The 14,635-nt window shown below is 61.4% G+C and carries 15 protein-coding genes; 8 read left to right on the top strand and 7 right to left on the bottom strand.

The window, feature by feature from the left end:
* Positions 1 to 924: 924 nt before the first annotated feature.
* The 4 genes from rpsT to FJ970_RS31120 all read right to left on the bottom strand — a co-directional run bounded on the left by rpsT (position 925) and on the right by FJ970_RS31120 (position 4,303).
* Positions 925 to 1,191: a 30S ribosomal protein S20 gene (gene rpsT, locus FJ970_RS31135; RefSeq protein ID WP_027026587.1), complete on the bottom strand. Its 267-nt coding sequence runs from the start codon at positions 1,189 to 1,191 to the stop codon at positions 925 to 927.
* Between the two features lie 180 nt (positions 1,192 to 1,371).
* Positions 1,372 to 2,145 (bottom strand): enoyl-CoA hydratase, encoded by a 774-nt coding sequence (locus FJ970_RS31130; RefSeq protein WP_140757864.1) that lies wholly within the window; start codon positions 2,143 to 2,145, stop codon positions 1,372 to 1,374.
* 33 nt (positions 2,146 to 2,178) lie between these two features.
* Positions 2,179 to 3,069, bottom strand: coding sequence for a bifunctional DNA-formamidopyrimidine glycosylase/DNA-(apurinic or apyrimidinic site) lyase (gene mutM / locus FJ970_RS31125; protein WP_140757863.1), 891 nt, complete (start codon positions 3,067 to 3,069; stop codon positions 2,179 to 2,181).
* Positions 3,062 to 4,303 carry a phosphopentomutase gene (locus FJ970_RS31120; protein ID WP_140757862.1) on the bottom strand — a complete coding sequence of 414 codons (1,242 nt, stop codon included), beginning with the start codon at positions 4,301 to 4,303 and terminating at the stop codon, positions 3,062 to 3,064. The genes mutM and FJ970_RS31120 overlap by 8 nt, the downstream gene beginning before the upstream one ends.
* A gap of 218 nt (positions 4,304 to 4,521) precedes the next feature.
* On the opposite strand from FJ970_RS31120, the gene FJ970_RS31115 reads away from it, so the two are divergent.
* Positions 4,522 to 5,439: a phosphate/phosphite/phosphonate ABC transporter substrate-binding protein gene (locus FJ970_RS31115; protein ID WP_140757861.1), complete on the top strand. Its 918-nt coding sequence runs from the start codon at positions 4,522 to 4,524 to the stop codon at positions 5,437 to 5,439.
* 5 nt (positions 5,440 to 5,444) lie between these two features.
* Here the strand turns inward: FJ970_RS31115 and FJ970_RS31110 are convergent, their stop codons facing one another.
* From FJ970_RS31110 to FJ970_RS31100, 3 genes are all read right to left on the bottom strand, one after another.
* Positions 5,445 to 6,068: a TadE/TadG family type IV pilus assembly protein gene (locus tag FJ970_RS31110; RefSeq protein WP_140757996.1), complete on the bottom strand. Its 624-nt coding sequence runs from the start codon at positions 6,066 to 6,068 to the stop codon at positions 5,445 to 5,447.
* A gap of 40 nt (positions 6,069 to 6,108) precedes the next feature.
* On the bottom strand, positions 6,109 to 6,690 hold the full coding sequence (locus FJ970_RS31105; RefSeq protein ID WP_140757860.1) for a TadE/TadG family type IV pilus assembly protein: 582 nt from the start codon (positions 6,688 to 6,690) through the stop codon (positions 6,109 to 6,111).
* Between the two features lie 140 nt (positions 6,691 to 6,830).
* The gene (locus FJ970_RS31100; RefSeq protein ID WP_140757859.1) at positions 6,831 to 7,253 is read right to left on the bottom strand and encodes a pilus assembly protein N-terminal domain-containing protein; all 423 of its coding nucleotides are present in this window, start codon (positions 7,251 to 7,253) and stop codon (positions 6,831 to 6,833) included.
* A gap of 358 nt (positions 7,254 to 7,611) precedes the next feature.
* Here FJ970_RS31100 and FJ970_RS31095 point away from each other — a divergent pair, with 358 nt between their 5' ends.
* The 7 genes from FJ970_RS31095 to FJ970_RS31065 all read left to right on the top strand — a co-directional run bounded on the left by FJ970_RS31095 (position 7,612) and on the right by FJ970_RS31065 (position 14,633).
* Positions 7,612 to 7,788 (top strand): Flp family type IVb pilin, encoded by a 177-nt coding sequence (locus FJ970_RS31095; RefSeq protein ID WP_056569967.1) that lies wholly within the window; start codon positions 7,612 to 7,614, stop codon positions 7,786 to 7,788.
* Between the two features lie 188 nt (positions 7,789 to 7,976).
* Complete coding sequence (locus FJ970_RS31090) at positions 7,977 to 8,495, top strand: prepilin peptidase (protein WP_140757858.1); 519 nt, start codon at positions 7,977 to 7,979, stop codon at positions 8,493 to 8,495.
* A gap of 211 nt (positions 8,496 to 8,706) precedes the next feature.
* Positions 8,707 to 9,519, top strand: coding sequence for a Flp pilus assembly protein CpaB (gene cpaB / locus FJ970_RS31085; RefSeq protein WP_140757857.1), 813 nt, complete (start codon positions 8,707 to 8,709; stop codon positions 9,517 to 9,519).
* Positions 9,516 to 11,030, top strand: a complete 1,515-nt coding sequence (locus tag FJ970_RS31080; protein WP_140757856.1) for a type II and III secretion system protein family protein — start codon at positions 9,516 to 9,518, stop codon at positions 11,028 to 11,030. Before cpaB ends, FJ970_RS31080 begins: the two co-directional genes overlap by 4 nt.
* Before the next feature lie 14 nt (positions 11,031 to 11,044).
* On the top strand, positions 11,045 to 11,773 hold the full coding sequence (locus FJ970_RS31075; protein ID WP_140757855.1) for a CpaD family pilus assembly protein: 729 nt from the start codon (positions 11,045 to 11,047) through the stop codon (positions 11,771 to 11,773).
* Between the two features lie 47 nt (positions 11,774 to 11,820).
* Positions 11,821 to 13,110 carry an AAA family ATPase gene (locus FJ970_RS31070; protein WP_140757854.1) on the top strand — a complete coding sequence of 430 codons (1,290 nt, stop codon included), beginning with the start codon at positions 11,821 to 11,823 and terminating at the stop codon, positions 13,108 to 13,110.
* Positions 13,111 to 13,133: 23 nt separating this feature from the next.
* Positions 13,134 to 14,633 carry a CpaF family protein gene (locus FJ970_RS31065; protein WP_140757853.1) on the top strand — a complete coding sequence of 500 codons (1,500 nt, stop codon included), beginning with the start codon at positions 13,134 to 13,136 and terminating at the stop codon, positions 14,631 to 14,633.
* The last annotated feature ends 2 nt before the right edge of the window (positions 14,634 to 14,635 follow it).

Raw genomic sequence — 14,635 nt, 5'->3', positions numbered from 1 at the left:
CTCGTTTGCTCCGACCAAAGTTCCAGGAAATGGGAGGTCGCCCGTAAGCTCCCTTTCGATGCCGCTCTGCATGATCGAGTTCCTTGCCTTTCTGTACCTGTTTTTCGCCGGCGATGCGCCTCCTGCATCTTCTTCCAGCGACCGTGTCTTCGCTACGATGCCCGTTGCCGCCGCCGGCAATGAACGTCGCCCACCATCCAAGGGAACCGGTGCCGGCCCATGGAAGCCAGTCCGCGTCGGGTATGTCAGGGCAATACGACACCGTCCGGCGAAAGAGCGCCGGCGCGCCGTCTACCTGCCATGTCTAGTTACGCCAGTCCCCTACCGTATCGAAAAAGAGCAAACCATACCCGTCCGCGGACTTGATCCGCGTCGCAAATCCCGCCAATTTAAGCTTGCCGCGTCAGGCTGGGTTAGGGCCAGAGGCCCGTCCCTTTCGATAGATCGACATTACCGAAATCGCTGTGGATAGGGCAAGGCCACGTCTAACGGATTTTTAAGGAATCTGGTTACCTCGGGCGCGTCGGAGCGCCATGCCGCAGTGGCGTATTTTGACAAAGCCATTGTGATTCAAACCCTTTTCCGACGAATATGAAAAAGCCGGGCCGGCGTGAAATTTTCTGAAATAATTCTCTTGACAGCCGGTTGTCCTCCCGTCCCTTCGGCGCGTTGTGGACAAGTTGTGGATGACTGTCGCTAACCATTTGAAAAGCTGCAGCTATTTCTGCAGGGCATGGTTTTTTAAGTCGACGCTTTTCATGCGTATCGATCATCAGTGGGCATGAATGTGCCGGCAAACCATTTCAAACTGTTGAATCTGCATTTGCAGCTGTTTTCGGCTATTCTTTTTAAGTACTTGCCGGCAAACGAAAAAACCCGGCACGATCGGCCGGGTTCGAAGAAGATCGTCCTGAGAAGGCGATGTCAGGCCGACAGCACCTTGAGGCGCTGGGCGAGACGCGACACCTTGCGTGAGGCCGTGTTCTTGTGGATCACGCCCTTGGTCGCGGCGCGCATCAATTCCGGCTCGGCTGCCTTGAAGGCGGCCTGTGCGGCAGCCTTGTCGCCCGAGGCGAGTGCCTCCTCGACCTGGCGGACGTAGGTGCGGACGCGCGAGCGGCGGTTCTTGTTGATCGCTGCGCGGCGAGCGATCTTGCGCGTTGCCTTTTTGGCCGAGGATGTGTTGGCCATGATGCCTCTCTTCTGATCTGGTCGGCGCACGCGGCGTGCCGCAGGGCGCAAAAAACAAACGGGCAGCCACGGGGCCGCCTCGGTTGGTGCGGCTTATAGTTCAGCTTTTCCGGCGCGTCAACGCCGCCTGGCGTTCTTTTTGGTCGATGCAACGGGTTTCGGTCGCTGGACCGCAATGCCCTACCGGTTGGTGAAATTCGGCTTCCGTTTTTCGGCGAACGCCGCCATGCCTTCCTTCTGGTCTTCGAGCGCGAAAAGCGAATGGAAAAGGCGGCGTTCGAAGCGCAATCCCTCGGCAAGCGTCGTCTCATAGGCCCGGTTGACGGCTTCCTTGGCCATCATCACCGACGGCAGGGAGAAATCGGCGATTTTGGCCGCCGCCTTGACCGCCTCCTGGACCAGCTCGCCGGCCGGGACGACCCGCGACACGAGGCCCGAACGTTCGGCCTCGGCGGCATCCATCATGCGTCCGGTCAGGCACATGTCCATCGCCTTCGATTTGCCGACGAACCGGGTCAGGCGTTGCGACCCACCCATGCCGGGAATGACACCGAGCGTGATCTCGGGCTGGCCGAATTTCGCGGTGTCGGCGGCAATGATGAAATCGCACATCATGGCAAGTTCGCAGCCGCCACCGAGCGCATAACCGGCCACCGCCGCGATGATCGGCTTTCGCGCCCGCGTGAACTCTTCCCAGCCGACGAAGAAGTCCTGGCTGTAGGCATCCGCATAGGAGATTGCCTGCATTTCCTTGATGTCGGCACCTGCGGCAAAGGCCTTGTCGGAACCGGTAACGACCATGGCGCCGATGCCAGTATCGGCGCAGAAAACGTTCACGGCTGCGACGAGTTCGGCAAGAATCTGGGAATTCAACGCGTTGAGCGCCTTTGGCCGGTTCAGCGTGATCAACCCGACCTTGCCGCGCCTCTCGATGATGATCGTCTCATAGGCCATTGGCTGTTCCTCCTTGCTCGACATCGGTCTAGCTCACGTCTGACACGTCCGGCAATAGAAGGTCGAGCGCCCGCTCTGCACGATCCGTTCGACATGGCCGCCGCAGCCGGGCTTCGGGCAAGGCTCGCCTTCGCGGTCGTAGACGGCGAAGGAATGCTGGAAATAACCCAGCGATCCATCGGTGTGCACGTAGTCGCGCAGCGAAGACCCGCCTGCCGCGATGGCATCTGATATGACCGAGCGGATCGCCGCGGCGAGGCGTTCGCTTTGTTCCCTGGCCTTCTTGCCCGTCCTGGCGATGGTGCCCGCCTCGCGCAGCGGTGACAGGCCGGCGCGCCAGAGTGCCTCCGAGACATATATATTGCCTAGACCGGCGATCAGCCTCTGGTCGAGAAGCGCTGCCTTGAGCGGCGACCTGCGGCCTTTCAGCAACGAGGCAAGCAGAACGCCGTCCAGCGCATTGCCGGTGGGTTCGACGCCCAGTCCGGCGAGCATCGGATGCGTCTCCGGCGGCTCTTCACCAAACAGCATGAAACCGAAGCGGCGCGGGTCGTTGAAGATCACAAGTGACCGCCCGCCGGACGCGGAAACGACATGGAACACGACATGATCGTGCGCCGCGCTCTTCGAGCGTTCATGGTGGAACACGCCCGGTGTCTCGCCGTCGTCGCCGGTCTCGATGCGAAAGGAGCCGGACATGCCGAGATGGCAGATCAGCACCGGACCGCCCTGAATATGCATGGTCAGGTATTTGGCCCGCCGTCCAAGCGCCGTGATCGTCCTGCCGGTCAGCCGCTCCGAAAACCGATCGGGGAAGGGGAAGCGCAGATCGGGCCGTCTCATCTCGACCTTGGCCAGATGGGCACCTTCCAGGACCGGCTGCAGACCGCGCCGGACCGTTTCGACTTCGGGTAGCTCAGGCATGGCCGCCAATCGAGGCATGGAAGGATATGCCGTTGCGGCCGCGCCTCAGCGCGAGATGTTCGGCAACCGTCTCGCCGATATCGGCGAATGTCGCCCTAAGCCCTATGTCGCCGCCTTTGAGGCCAGGTCCAGTGCCGATGACCGGAATGCGTTCGCGGGTATGATCGGTGCCGCGCCAGGTCGGATCGTTGCCATGATCGGCGGTCAGGATGAGAAGGTCGCCCTGCTTCAGCTTCGCAAATGCCTCCGGAAGCCTCCGGTCGAAGGCCTCGAGCGCGGCGGCATAACCGGCGACGTCGCGGCGATGGCCGAATTCGGTATCGAAATCGACGAAATTGGCGAAGACGAGGTCGCCGTCGCCGGCCTCGTCCATGGCGAGCAGCGCCTGATCGAACATGGCCATGTTGCCCGCAGCCTTGCGGACTTGCGAGATCCCGCGATGAGCGAAGATGTCGCCGATCTTGCCGACGGCGATGACGCGGCTGCCGCGCGCCGTCACCCGGTCGAGCAATGTCGGCTCGGGTGGCGGCACGGCGTAGTCGCGGCGGTTGTACGTCCGCTCGAAGGTGGCTGATGTCTCGCCGACGAACGGACGTGCGATCACCCGTCCGATCCTCAGCGGGTCGACCAGCCGGCGCACCACCTGGCAGAATTCATAGAGCCGCTGCAGACCGAAATGGGTCTCATGTGCGGCGATCTGCAGGACGGAATCGACCGACGTGTAGCAAATCGGCTTGCCGGTGCGGATGTGTTCCTCGCCGAAGCGCTCGATGATCTCGGTCCCTGGAGCATGGCAATTGCCGAGGATGCCGGGCACCTTGCCCTCGCGGATGATCGCCTCGGTCAGGTCGGCCGGAAAGGCGGGAACCGTGTCGGGGAAATAGCCCCAGTCGAAGCGCACCGGCAGGCCTGCGATCTCCCAGTGGCCGGAGGGCGTGTCCTTGCCGGTCGAAATCTCTTGCGCCGCGCCATGGAAGGCATTGGCGAGCAGGTCCGTCCCGAAATGCGTAAAACCCAGTGCTGTCGCCGTCTCGGCTGCCTTGCCAAGTCCCAGCGATGCCATATGGGGGACGAACAGTGGTCCCTGACGGAGCCCTTCGCGATCCGCGCGCCCTTCCGCGCAAGCTTCGGCGATGTGCGCCAGCGTATTGGCGCCGGCGTCGCCATAGCTTTCGGCGTCGGCCGCGCCGCCGATGCCGAAGGAATCCAGGACGAAGAGAAAAGCACGCGCCATCGGGTCGTTTGTTGCCAGTGTGGACGCCCAGACATAGGGTTCCACGGCGGCCTTGGCAATTCGGAAACCAAACGGCAACGGCTTGGCGCGATAGTCAAGTCCATGTCGCCCAAAAGTGCGCAGCGGTTTTGGGACAACGAGATACAAGCACGAAAGATCAGGTGTCGAGACGAGTTGGGCATGTCCATGGACGAACAAAGGGCAAAGGCGGTTTTGTCATGAAGGTTGCGCTCAAGGCATGGATTGCCCTCATGGCTGTGAACGGCGCGTTCTGGTGTGGACCGGCATGGGCGGACTGGCGCGACGATATCGGCACATTTCGCATCGGCATCGTCGCCGAGCCTGGCGCTGGCAACACCGTTCCGGGGCTGGCGGTGTTGACGCAAGCCTTTACCAATGCACTCGGCATGAAGGTCGAATTCGTCGTTGCCCGCGATTATGCGGCACTGATCGAGGGACAGGCCAATGCGCGGATCGAATACGCCATCTATTCGGCGACCGCCTACGCCACGGCGCTGCAACGCTGCGGATGCATCGAGCCGCTCGTGGCTCCGGTCGACTCCGACGGTGCGGCCGGCATCCGCTCGGTGCTGCTGACCAGGAATGGCAAACTGCCCGGGCTGGCTGACTTGGAGACCCATCGGATCGCCATGCCGCCGCCGGACAGCGTCGGCGGTTCGCTTCTGCCCTTGGCCGGGTTGGCCGCCGAACACGTCGAGATCGCCGAAGATGCACCGTTCCTTGTCCATGCCCCCTCGGCGTCGGCGGCCGAAACCATGCTCGTCGACGGTCAAGCCGACGCCATGTTCGGCTGGGTGAAGGCAGCGGCCGACGGACAGCCGCGAGTGGCCGGGGGCACGCAGGCAAGGCTCGAGGCATCAGGCCTTTCGGCCCTTCAGGTGGTGTGGATATCGGGTCTGCTGAGATACGGTCCCCATGCAGTGCGCAGCGATCTCGATCCGGAAGCCAAGCGTCGGCTGACCGTGTTTCTCACCAACCTCAAATCGACGACGCCGGATGTCTACGATCTTCTGGAATCGAAGCATACCGGCGGCTTTATGCCTGTGGCTTCAAAGGATTATGCGACGGCGGAAGCCATCGTGCGCCTGGTGTCGGCCGATGGCGGTCGGCGATAAGGTTTTCAGCAGTCGCTGCAAGGAATCGTGGCGCTCCTGCGGGGGCGCAGATAATAGGTTTCGCCCATCGGGATCGTCGTTGTGAGAGATGGAGTCATTCCAAGCTTCTGCGGGCTGTCCGTCGTCCAGCCGATGATCGGCGTATAGTTCAGATTGCTTTCCACGCGGATCAGGAAGGTCCCGGCTACCGTGAGGGTTGCCGGAACCGTGGTAGCGGTGCCGGCGGTGGCTCCGACGCCGTTCACACCGTTGACCACCTTGCGCGACCACACCACCAGCACCCTCGGCGTGGCATCGGTGGTGACCTGTATGGCCGTGATGGTGATGTTCGGCGTCGAGCGGTTGTAGGGTTGAAGGGTTACGCTGCCGATCTTCATGATGGCATCGAGGTCCGCCTTGACGATCGTCGGCTGTTGCGTCACGAGATCGGCGACCATGCTGCCGACGCGGCTTACCTTCTTGCTCGTCTCTATGGCCTGCGAAGCCTCCATGGTCATGAAATACATGACCAGCAGGATAGGCGCGATAAGCGCGAACTCGACCGCCGCGACGCCGCGGCGATTGGACCAGAACCGGACCGATTTGCCCCAGAGCCCTGCAATTCCCAGATGTGCCCCCGCACGCATCATACTCATTGCCTTTTTTCTTGTTGTTGCTTCCGTGGTGGTCTCAATTGTCGAACGGCTCGTTCTGCCAGGTCACCGACGCGAAATGCAGGGTCTTGTTGCCTCCCATCGACTGCGCCATCAAATCGGTCATGATGGGCCATTTGTAAAAGACCCGCAGCATGTTCCTTGATTCCGCCGCACCCCGCGTGACGGTAAAGGGCACATCGGCACCGTTCTTCGTCAGCTTGATGTCACCGGCCTGAATCCTGAAGCCGGCCAGGGCCGCGTCGGCGAATGTCGTGTATTGGCGAAGATCGACGCTCAACTGATTGGGACAATCCTGGGAAACGATGATTTCCAGCTTGTCGCAGATCATGTTCTTCAAATTGTCTCCGGCGACGTCGGCGGCCGTCAACTGACCGGTGCGCAGCCGGCGCGCGACATCGTCGGTGATGTTGGCCATCACCTCCTGGCTGGCAAACGAGATGCAGCTTTCGAGGATGGCGAAAACGAGGAGCGCAAATGGCATGGCAAGCAGCGCGAACTCCAGCGCCGTACTGCCGCGCCGGTCGCGCACAAAGCGTTGAAAAGACCTGGCGCGCTCCACCTTGTGCTGACCTGTAGAGCTGAACTGCTTGCTCATGCGATGTTCCTGCCATCCCTGGACGGTGCTGACAGGTCTGTTAGCGCAAACCAATTGAGGTCCGGTTTGAATGATCGTTAAAGTCGGCGCGGGCGTTTTAACCAGGCGGTAACCTGGGCCATGGGCGCGCTCCGTGCAGCCTATTTGCTGGCGCTCATCTCGGCTTCGGACGATTTCTCCGCCTCGCTCTTGTAGGAGCTTTCGCAATAGGGCGTGCACGACATGGTCTGGACTTCCGCGCGCCGGTAAATGCGAACCGACGAGGCTGCCTGGCGGACCACGGTTACCTGTGCGTCGACGATCGGGCTGCCGTCCTGGTCGAGAACCACGAGATTGGTGACACCGAAACCCTTGCCGGTGAGCACGACCGTCGAGGCATCCTGGACGGAAGCGTCGGCGATTGCCGGGTTGCCCACGACGATCGTGTCGGCGGGGCGTGACAGTTTCACGATCTTGGCCTGATTCATGGTGACCTCGATGTCGGCGCCAGCCCTGGCGGGTGTGATCGAGCTGGCGGCGGCAAGAAGCGCGGCAATCAGGATTGAGGATCTCGGCACGGCCATCAAGGCGCTCCACGCAAGCGGACTGTTCAACGGAACATGAACGAGATTGGTGAACCAACGGTTAAGTCGGCTCGCCGCCGCCGTATATAGTGGTCGGCATGGCTGCCCCCATGGCCGGATCCGCGCAGGGGCCGCAAGCTTCCCCAAGCCCTTGCCTTTTGCGGCGTTGACCCGCGAAGCGGGATATTAGCCAGCGCTTAGTATGGAGTTAACCACGCACTTGGTTCGGGGCGGGAAAGGAATCGGTAAGGCTGTTTATTAAGCCGATCGAAAGAGCTTCTCCCTAGATTGGCAGCATCCGATCAACCATCACAGAAGTTGACGGAAGTGCTGTAACACGTGGAGTAGGAGCTCTCGAATGTCTAACCTTTTTGCACGTTTCGTGAAGGACGAATCCGGCGCGACCGCTATCGAATATGGTCTGATCGCCGCTCTCATCGCGCTCGCCATCATCACCGGCGCCGGCGCACTCGGCAATGCCATCAACGCCAAGTTCACCTCGATCGGAAGCACGCTGAACAGCAGCGGCAGCTAATCTGCTTATTGCTGATCGCTCGGATTGCATTCTGGACAGGGGCCGCCCCATGGCGGCCCCTGTCTTGTTTTACCTGTCTCGGGGGCGCAGCGGAAACGGTCGTCTTTTCACTACGGACCTCATCAATCGTTAATCGAACCAGCCTAGATTGAGTTTCTGTGGAATCCGCACAATAGGCACAATCGCCGATGCTTGAAGCCCTGATCTTCGTCGTCTTTCCGTTCTGCATGCTGTTTGCCGCGATTTCCGACATGCTGTCGATGACGATCGCCAATCGCGTGCCGGTGCTGCTTGTCGTCGTCTTCGCGCTGGTGGCGCCGCTGACGGGCATGGAATGGGCGGCCTACGGCTGGCATTTCGCCGCCGGCGCAATCGTCCTGGCCGTCACGTTCGGTCTGTTCGCCTTGGGTGGCATGGGCGGTGGCGATGCCAAGCTGCTGGCAGCCACGGCCGTTTGGATGGGGTTCAACGTAAATCTCGTCGAATATCTTGTCGCCTCGACAATCATCGGCGGCCTTCTGACAATCGCGATCCTGCTTTACCGGAAATCGCCGCTGGCGGTTTTCACCGGACGCAATCCATTCCTGCGTCATTTCGCGGAAGAGTCAGCCGGTGTTCCCTACGGGATCGCGCTGGGCCTGGGTGGCCTGCTGACCTACCCGGATTCGCCTTTGATGGTGTGGGCGCTGGCAAGGCTGGCGAGCTGAATTCATTAAATTTCTTCGGCTGACATGCCTTGCACGCCGGCTTTGCGGAGCGGCAGCCCAGCTTTTCCGCGCCTCGCGGCGCGATCCATTCTAATTTATATAAACCTTAAATTAATCACGATCGTAAGCATTGCATTAACCTTGTTTTGACGATTGCCGCTGCAAAGTCCGGCTTGGCTAGGTGGTTTGCCAAGGGCGAGGGTTCGGACAGATGCCAGCATCCCGATTGATTATTCTGAGCGTGGCGGTGGCCGCGGCGGGCGGTGCCGGCTATGTCGCGAAAAACATGGTCGCTCCGCCGCCCCAGGTCGTCGTCGATGCTGGCCCACAGGCGCCCGCGGTGTCCCTGCAGGACGTGCTTGTGCTCTCGGGCGATGTCGCAATGGGCAACGCGCTCGAGAACAACATAACCTGGCAATCCTGGCCCGCTGACGGCATCAACGCGAATTTCATCACCAAGGCCACCGCTCCCGACGCTTTGGAGAAATTGAAGGGGTCGATTGCCCGCGTGGCGATGTATGCGGGCGAGCCCGTGCGGCGCTCCAAGCTGATCGGCGAGGGACAAAGCTTCATGTCGTCCATCCTGCCTTCCGGCATGCGGGCGGTCGCAACGACGATATCGGCGGACACTTCGGCCGGCGGCTTCATTCTTCCAAACGATTTCGTCGACGTCATCATGACCCGCAGGGCCGATGCCAACAGCGGCGGCGCCGGCTTCAACACCGAGACCATCCTCAAGAATATCCGCGTCCTGGCAATCGACCAGACCATCCAGGAGGACGAGGAGGGCAAGAAGACCAAGGTGGGCCAGACAGCCACGCTGGAGCTGACGCCCAAACAGGCGGAGATCATCACCGTCGCCCAGCAGATGGCGGATCGCCTGACACTGGCGCTGCGGGCGATTACGGACACCCAGGAAAAGAATGTGGGCGAGGCCGACTATCTCGTTTCCGGCAATGGCCGCAAGGGGACAGTGAGATTGATCAAGTCGGGCGAAGTCTCCGAAGTAGGGGCAAGGAAATGAGGCTAATCGCTAAACTGCCGGCAATCGTCGCCACGGCATTCGGCCTGCTGCTCGTTGGAGCGAATGTGCAGGGCGTCGAGGCGAAGAGCACGCAGGTATCGGCTACGACAGCCACCCAGCGCGTCAAGCTCGGCCTCAACAAGTCGGTGGTCATAGACCTGCCGAGCGATGCCTATGACATTCTTGTCGCCAACCCCTCCGTTGCCGACGCGGTGACCCGCACCGCAAGGCGTATCTACCTCTTCGGCAAGGCCGTCGGCGAAACCAACATCTTCGTCTTTGGGCCGAACGGCGAACAGATCGCCAGCCTGGACCTGGCCATCGAGCGCGACGTCGCCGGCCTGGAGGATTATATCAAGCGCTTCCTTCCGACCTCGGCCGTCAAGGTGGAACTGCTGAATGACAACGTTATCCTGACCGGCACCGTCGACACGCCGCTTGACGCGAAACGCGCCGTCGACCTGGCGACGATCTTCGTCTCCGGCGGTGAAGCGACGACAGGACAATATTCGCAGACCGCTGCCGGCGGCTCGGCCCAGAGCGGCGTCGACATCAACAACCCGGACCAGCAGCGCCGTACCTCGAAAATTGTCAATCTCTTGCAGATCATCGGCGACGATCAGGTAACGCTCAAGGTGACAGTGGCCGAAGTCAGCCGTTCCGTGATGAAGCAGCTCGGCGTCAACTTGATCGGCAACGGCGGCAGCAATGGCATCAGCTATGGTGCGATCAGCGACAATTTCTCGGGATTGGGTAAGCAGCTGTCGCATTCAGGTCTCAGCATCGGCAACTCGGCACTGATGGCCTATATCAACGCCATGGAGGAGTCCGGGGTCATGAAGACGCTGGCAGAGCCGACCTTGACCGCCGTATCCGGCGAGAAGGCGACCTTCAAGGTCGGTGGCGAATACAACATGGTGACCGGGGTCTCCCAGAACGTATCCACCGACAACCAGACTGGCCTGACAACCTATTCCATCGACAAGATCGAGTATGGCATCGGCCTGGAATTCCAGCCGGTCGTGCTGTCTCCCGGCCGCATCAGCCTGAAGGTCAGAACCTCGGTTTCGGAGCCAACGACTGAAGGATCCGTGCCGCTTTCCAATGGTGTGACGAGCCCAGGTACGAATCTCCTATCGCTGCGCAAGCGCCTTGCCGATACGACGGTCGAACTGCCCTCAGGCGGTTCCATGATGATCGCCGGCTTGGTTCGCGACGATGTCAGGCAGGCCGTCAACGGCTTGCCCGGGTTGACAAAGATTCCCGTCCTTGGTGCGCTCTTCCGCAGCAGGGACTTCGTCCGCAACGAAAGCGAGCTCGTCATCATCATCACGCCCTATCTGGCTCGGCCGGTAGCACGCAATGATCTCGCCAAGCCGGACGACAATTTCAACCCGCCGAGCGACGGCGCCGGCATGTTCTTGGGCAAGGTCAATCGCGTCTACGGCACCATGCAGACCGACAGGCCCAACGGCCGCTATCACGGCGTTGTCGGCTTCATCTACAAGTGAACGGGAAAGCACACATGTCTCAGTCAGCATTGAAGGCAAGGACCATGGCGATGTGCTCCGGCCGTTCTCGGAGCCTGCGGGCGCTTCCGATCATGGCGGTGGCGCTGTCGGCTCTGCTGGCCGGTTGTGCCCAGCGCGACAGCGTTACCGTCGGCGCCATCCCCGATGACTATCGCACCAATCATCCGATCGTCATCGCGGAGAAGAACCAGAAGATCGATCTTCCTGTCGGCGCCGGCGACCGTGGCATGACCGGCTCGCAGCGCGACACGCTTCTTGGCTTCCTCGATGGCTACGACAAGAGCGCGGCTCCGGCATTGACGATCCAGGTTCCAAGCGGGTCGGCCAATGAGGTCGCCGCGACAGCGGCCGGCCGTGATTTCGCCCGGCTCGCGGTCGCCGCCGGCGTCAAGCGCAACCGGATCGTCGTGGTCCCCTATCAGGCTGGATCGAGCGAGGCATCGGCCCCCGTTCGCGTCTCTTATATCGCGGTGAGGGCACAGACCGACAAATGCGGACGCTGGCCCGCTGACCTGGTGGAAACGTCTGAGAACAAGCACTACGCCGACTTCGGCTGCTCCTACCAGAACAATCTTGCCGCCCAGATGGCCAATCCAAATGATCTTCTCGGGCCCCGCAAGCAGACCACCATCGACGCGGAAAATCGTGGTGCGGTTATAGACGTGTACCGAAGCAGGGGCATTTCGACTGAATTCCTCGGCAACTCGGAAGTGACTTACTAAGCCGCCCTCGGAAAGAAGCGACGCCACGAACAGGCCACGGAAAGAGCATGACCATGAGCAACCTTGCCTATGACGCCACCGTGGAGGGCGGTGATACCTCGCTGCAGGACGTCGCCGCGATGCAGGCATTGCGGCCGGTTCCACGTATTTCGATCCAGGCATTCTGCGAAACGGAGGGCGTTGCCAATCCGGTCCAGCGCGCCGGCGAGGACCGCCGCATGACCAAGGCGCATCTCAAGGTTCATATGGGCGGTGTTCCCACCGCCATCGAGTTCTACCAGTCGGCGCCGACACCGAACCTGATTCTGCTGGAATCACGCAGCGAACCCAAGCAACTGCTGGAGCAACTCGCCCAGCTCTCGGAATATTGCGATCCATCCTCGAAAGTGGTGGTGATCGGCCACTACAACGACGTTGGTCTCTATCGCGAACTCATCCGCTCCGGCATCTCGGAATATGTCATCGCGCCGGTGTCGATGGCCGACGTCGTCAGTGTCGTGTCGTCGATCTTCGTCGATCCGGAAGCTGAACCGCTCGGCCGCTCGGTCGCCTTCGTCGGCGCCAAGGGCGGCGTCGGTTCTTCCACGATCGCCCACAATGTCGCCTGGGCAATGTCCTCCCTGTTCAAATCCGAGGTCGTTGTGGCCGACCTCGATCTCGCCTTCGGCACCGCCAACATCAATTTCGATCAGGATCCGGCGCAGGGCATCGCCGAGGCTGTGTTCTCGCCCGAGCGCATCGACGAAGTCTATCTCGACCGGCTGCTGACCCAATGCGCCGAGCATCTGTCGCTGCTCGCGGCGCCCTCGACGCTGGATCGCGTCTACGATTTCGATCCCGATGCCTTCGTGCAACTTGTCGATACCGCGCAGCGCAGCGTGCCGCTCCTTGTGCTCGACGTGCCCCATATCTGGACCGGGTGGGCCAAGAACACGCTGGTCAAGGCCGACGAGATCGTCATCACGGCAACGCCGGAACTGGCCAATCTGCGCAACACCAAGAACCTGGTCGACATGTTGAAGCGGCTTCGCCCGAACGACCCGCCGCCGAAATTGATCATCAACCAGGCCGGCGTGCCCAAGCGGCCGGAGATATCGCCATCCGATTTCGCCGAGCCGCTCGGCCTGACACCGATGTCGGTCATCGGCTTTGATCCCGTGCTGTTCGGCAATGCCGCGAACAACGGACGCATGCTGGGCGAGATGGATGCCAAGAACCCGGTTGTGGCCACCATCAACGAAATTGCTCATGTGCTGACCGGCCGCAGCGAAATCCGGGCGAAAAAGAAGGCTGGCCTGGGCAGTCTGCTCGGCAAGCTCTCGCGCAACAAGAAGTGACGCAATGGGGTCGGTAGTCGGTCATGTTCGGTAAAAGAGGCAACGACGACGGCAACCGGTTCACGCCGGAATTTCGCCAGCCGGCACCGGTCGCGCCGGCCGCCGCGGTTTCGGCGGACACCGCGATTCTTGCCCGGCCCGCGCCCACGCCTCAGCCGAGCGCGCCTGTCGCGCCATCGGCCAGGCGCGCGGTCGAGGCGCCACCGATGGCGCCGGAACCGAGGAAAGGCCGCGAAAAGAGCGAAACCTACTACGATACCAAGAGCCAGGTTTTCTCGGCCCTCATCGATACGATCGACCTGTCGCAACTCGCCAAGCTCGATCCCGAAACCGCCCGCGAGGAAATCCGCGACATCGTCAACGACATCATCGCGATCAAGAACTTCGCGATGTCGATCGCCGAGCAGGAAGAACTGCTCGAGGACATCTGCAATGACGTGCTTGGCTATGGGCCGCTCGAGCCGTTGCTCGCGCGCGACGACATCGCCGACATCATGGTCAACGGGTCCAAGAACGTCTACATCGAAGTCAACGGCAAGGTCGAACAGACCAGCATCCGCTTCCGCGACAACCAGCAGCTGCTCAACATCTGCCAGCGCATCGTCAGCCAGGTCGGCCGCCGCGTCGACGAATCCAGCCCGATCTGCGACGCCCGTCTTCCCGACGGGTCGCGCGTCAACGTCATTGCGCCGCCGCTGGCCATCGACGGCACCGCGCTCACCATCCGCAAATTCAAGAAGGACAAGCTGACGCTCGATCAGCTGGTCAAGTTCGGCGCCATCTCTCCGCAAGGGGCCGAAGTTCTCAAGATCATCGGCCGTGTTCGCTGCAACATCGTCATCTCGGGCGGCACCGGCTCCGGCAAGACGACGTTGCTCAACTGCCTGACCAACTACATCGACCGTGACGAGCGCGTCATCACCTGCGAGGATTCGGCCGAACTGCAGCTGCAGCAGCCGCATGTCGTGCGCCTGGAAACGCGTCCGCCCAACCTCGAGGGCGAGGGCGAGGTGACGATGCGCGACCTGGTCAAGAACTGCCTGCGCATGCGGCCCGAACGCATCATCGTCGGCGAAGTGCGCGGACCCGAGGTCTTCGACCTTCTGCAGGCGATGAATACCGGCCATGACGGCTCGATGGGGACGATCCACTCCAACAGCCCGCGCGAATGCCTGAACCGTATCGAATCCATGATCGCCATGGGCGGCTATTCGCTGCCGCAGAAAACGGTGCGCGAAATCGTCGTCGGCTCCATCGACGTGATCATCCAGGCGGCGCGCCTGCGCGATGGATCGCGCCGCATCACCCATATCACCGAAGTGATCGGGATGGAGGGCGACGTCATCATCACGCAGGATATCGTCCTCTACAATATCAAGGGCGAAGACGCCAACGGCAGGCTGCTGGGTGAGCACGTCTCGACCGGCATCGGCCGCCCCCACTTCTGGGAGCGGGCTCGATACTATGGCGAGGAGCAGCGTCTCGCCACAGCGCTCGAGGCTATGGAGAAACGTGCTGACTGACG

The organism is Mesorhizobium sp. B2-1-8, from assembly GCF_006442545.2.
Taxonomy (GTDB): domain Bacteria; phylum Pseudomonadota; class Alphaproteobacteria; order Rhizobiales; family Rhizobiaceae; genus Mesorhizobium.
Note: the sequence above shows the minus strand (reverse complement) of the source record. Positions and strands in the feature narration are given on the sequence as shown.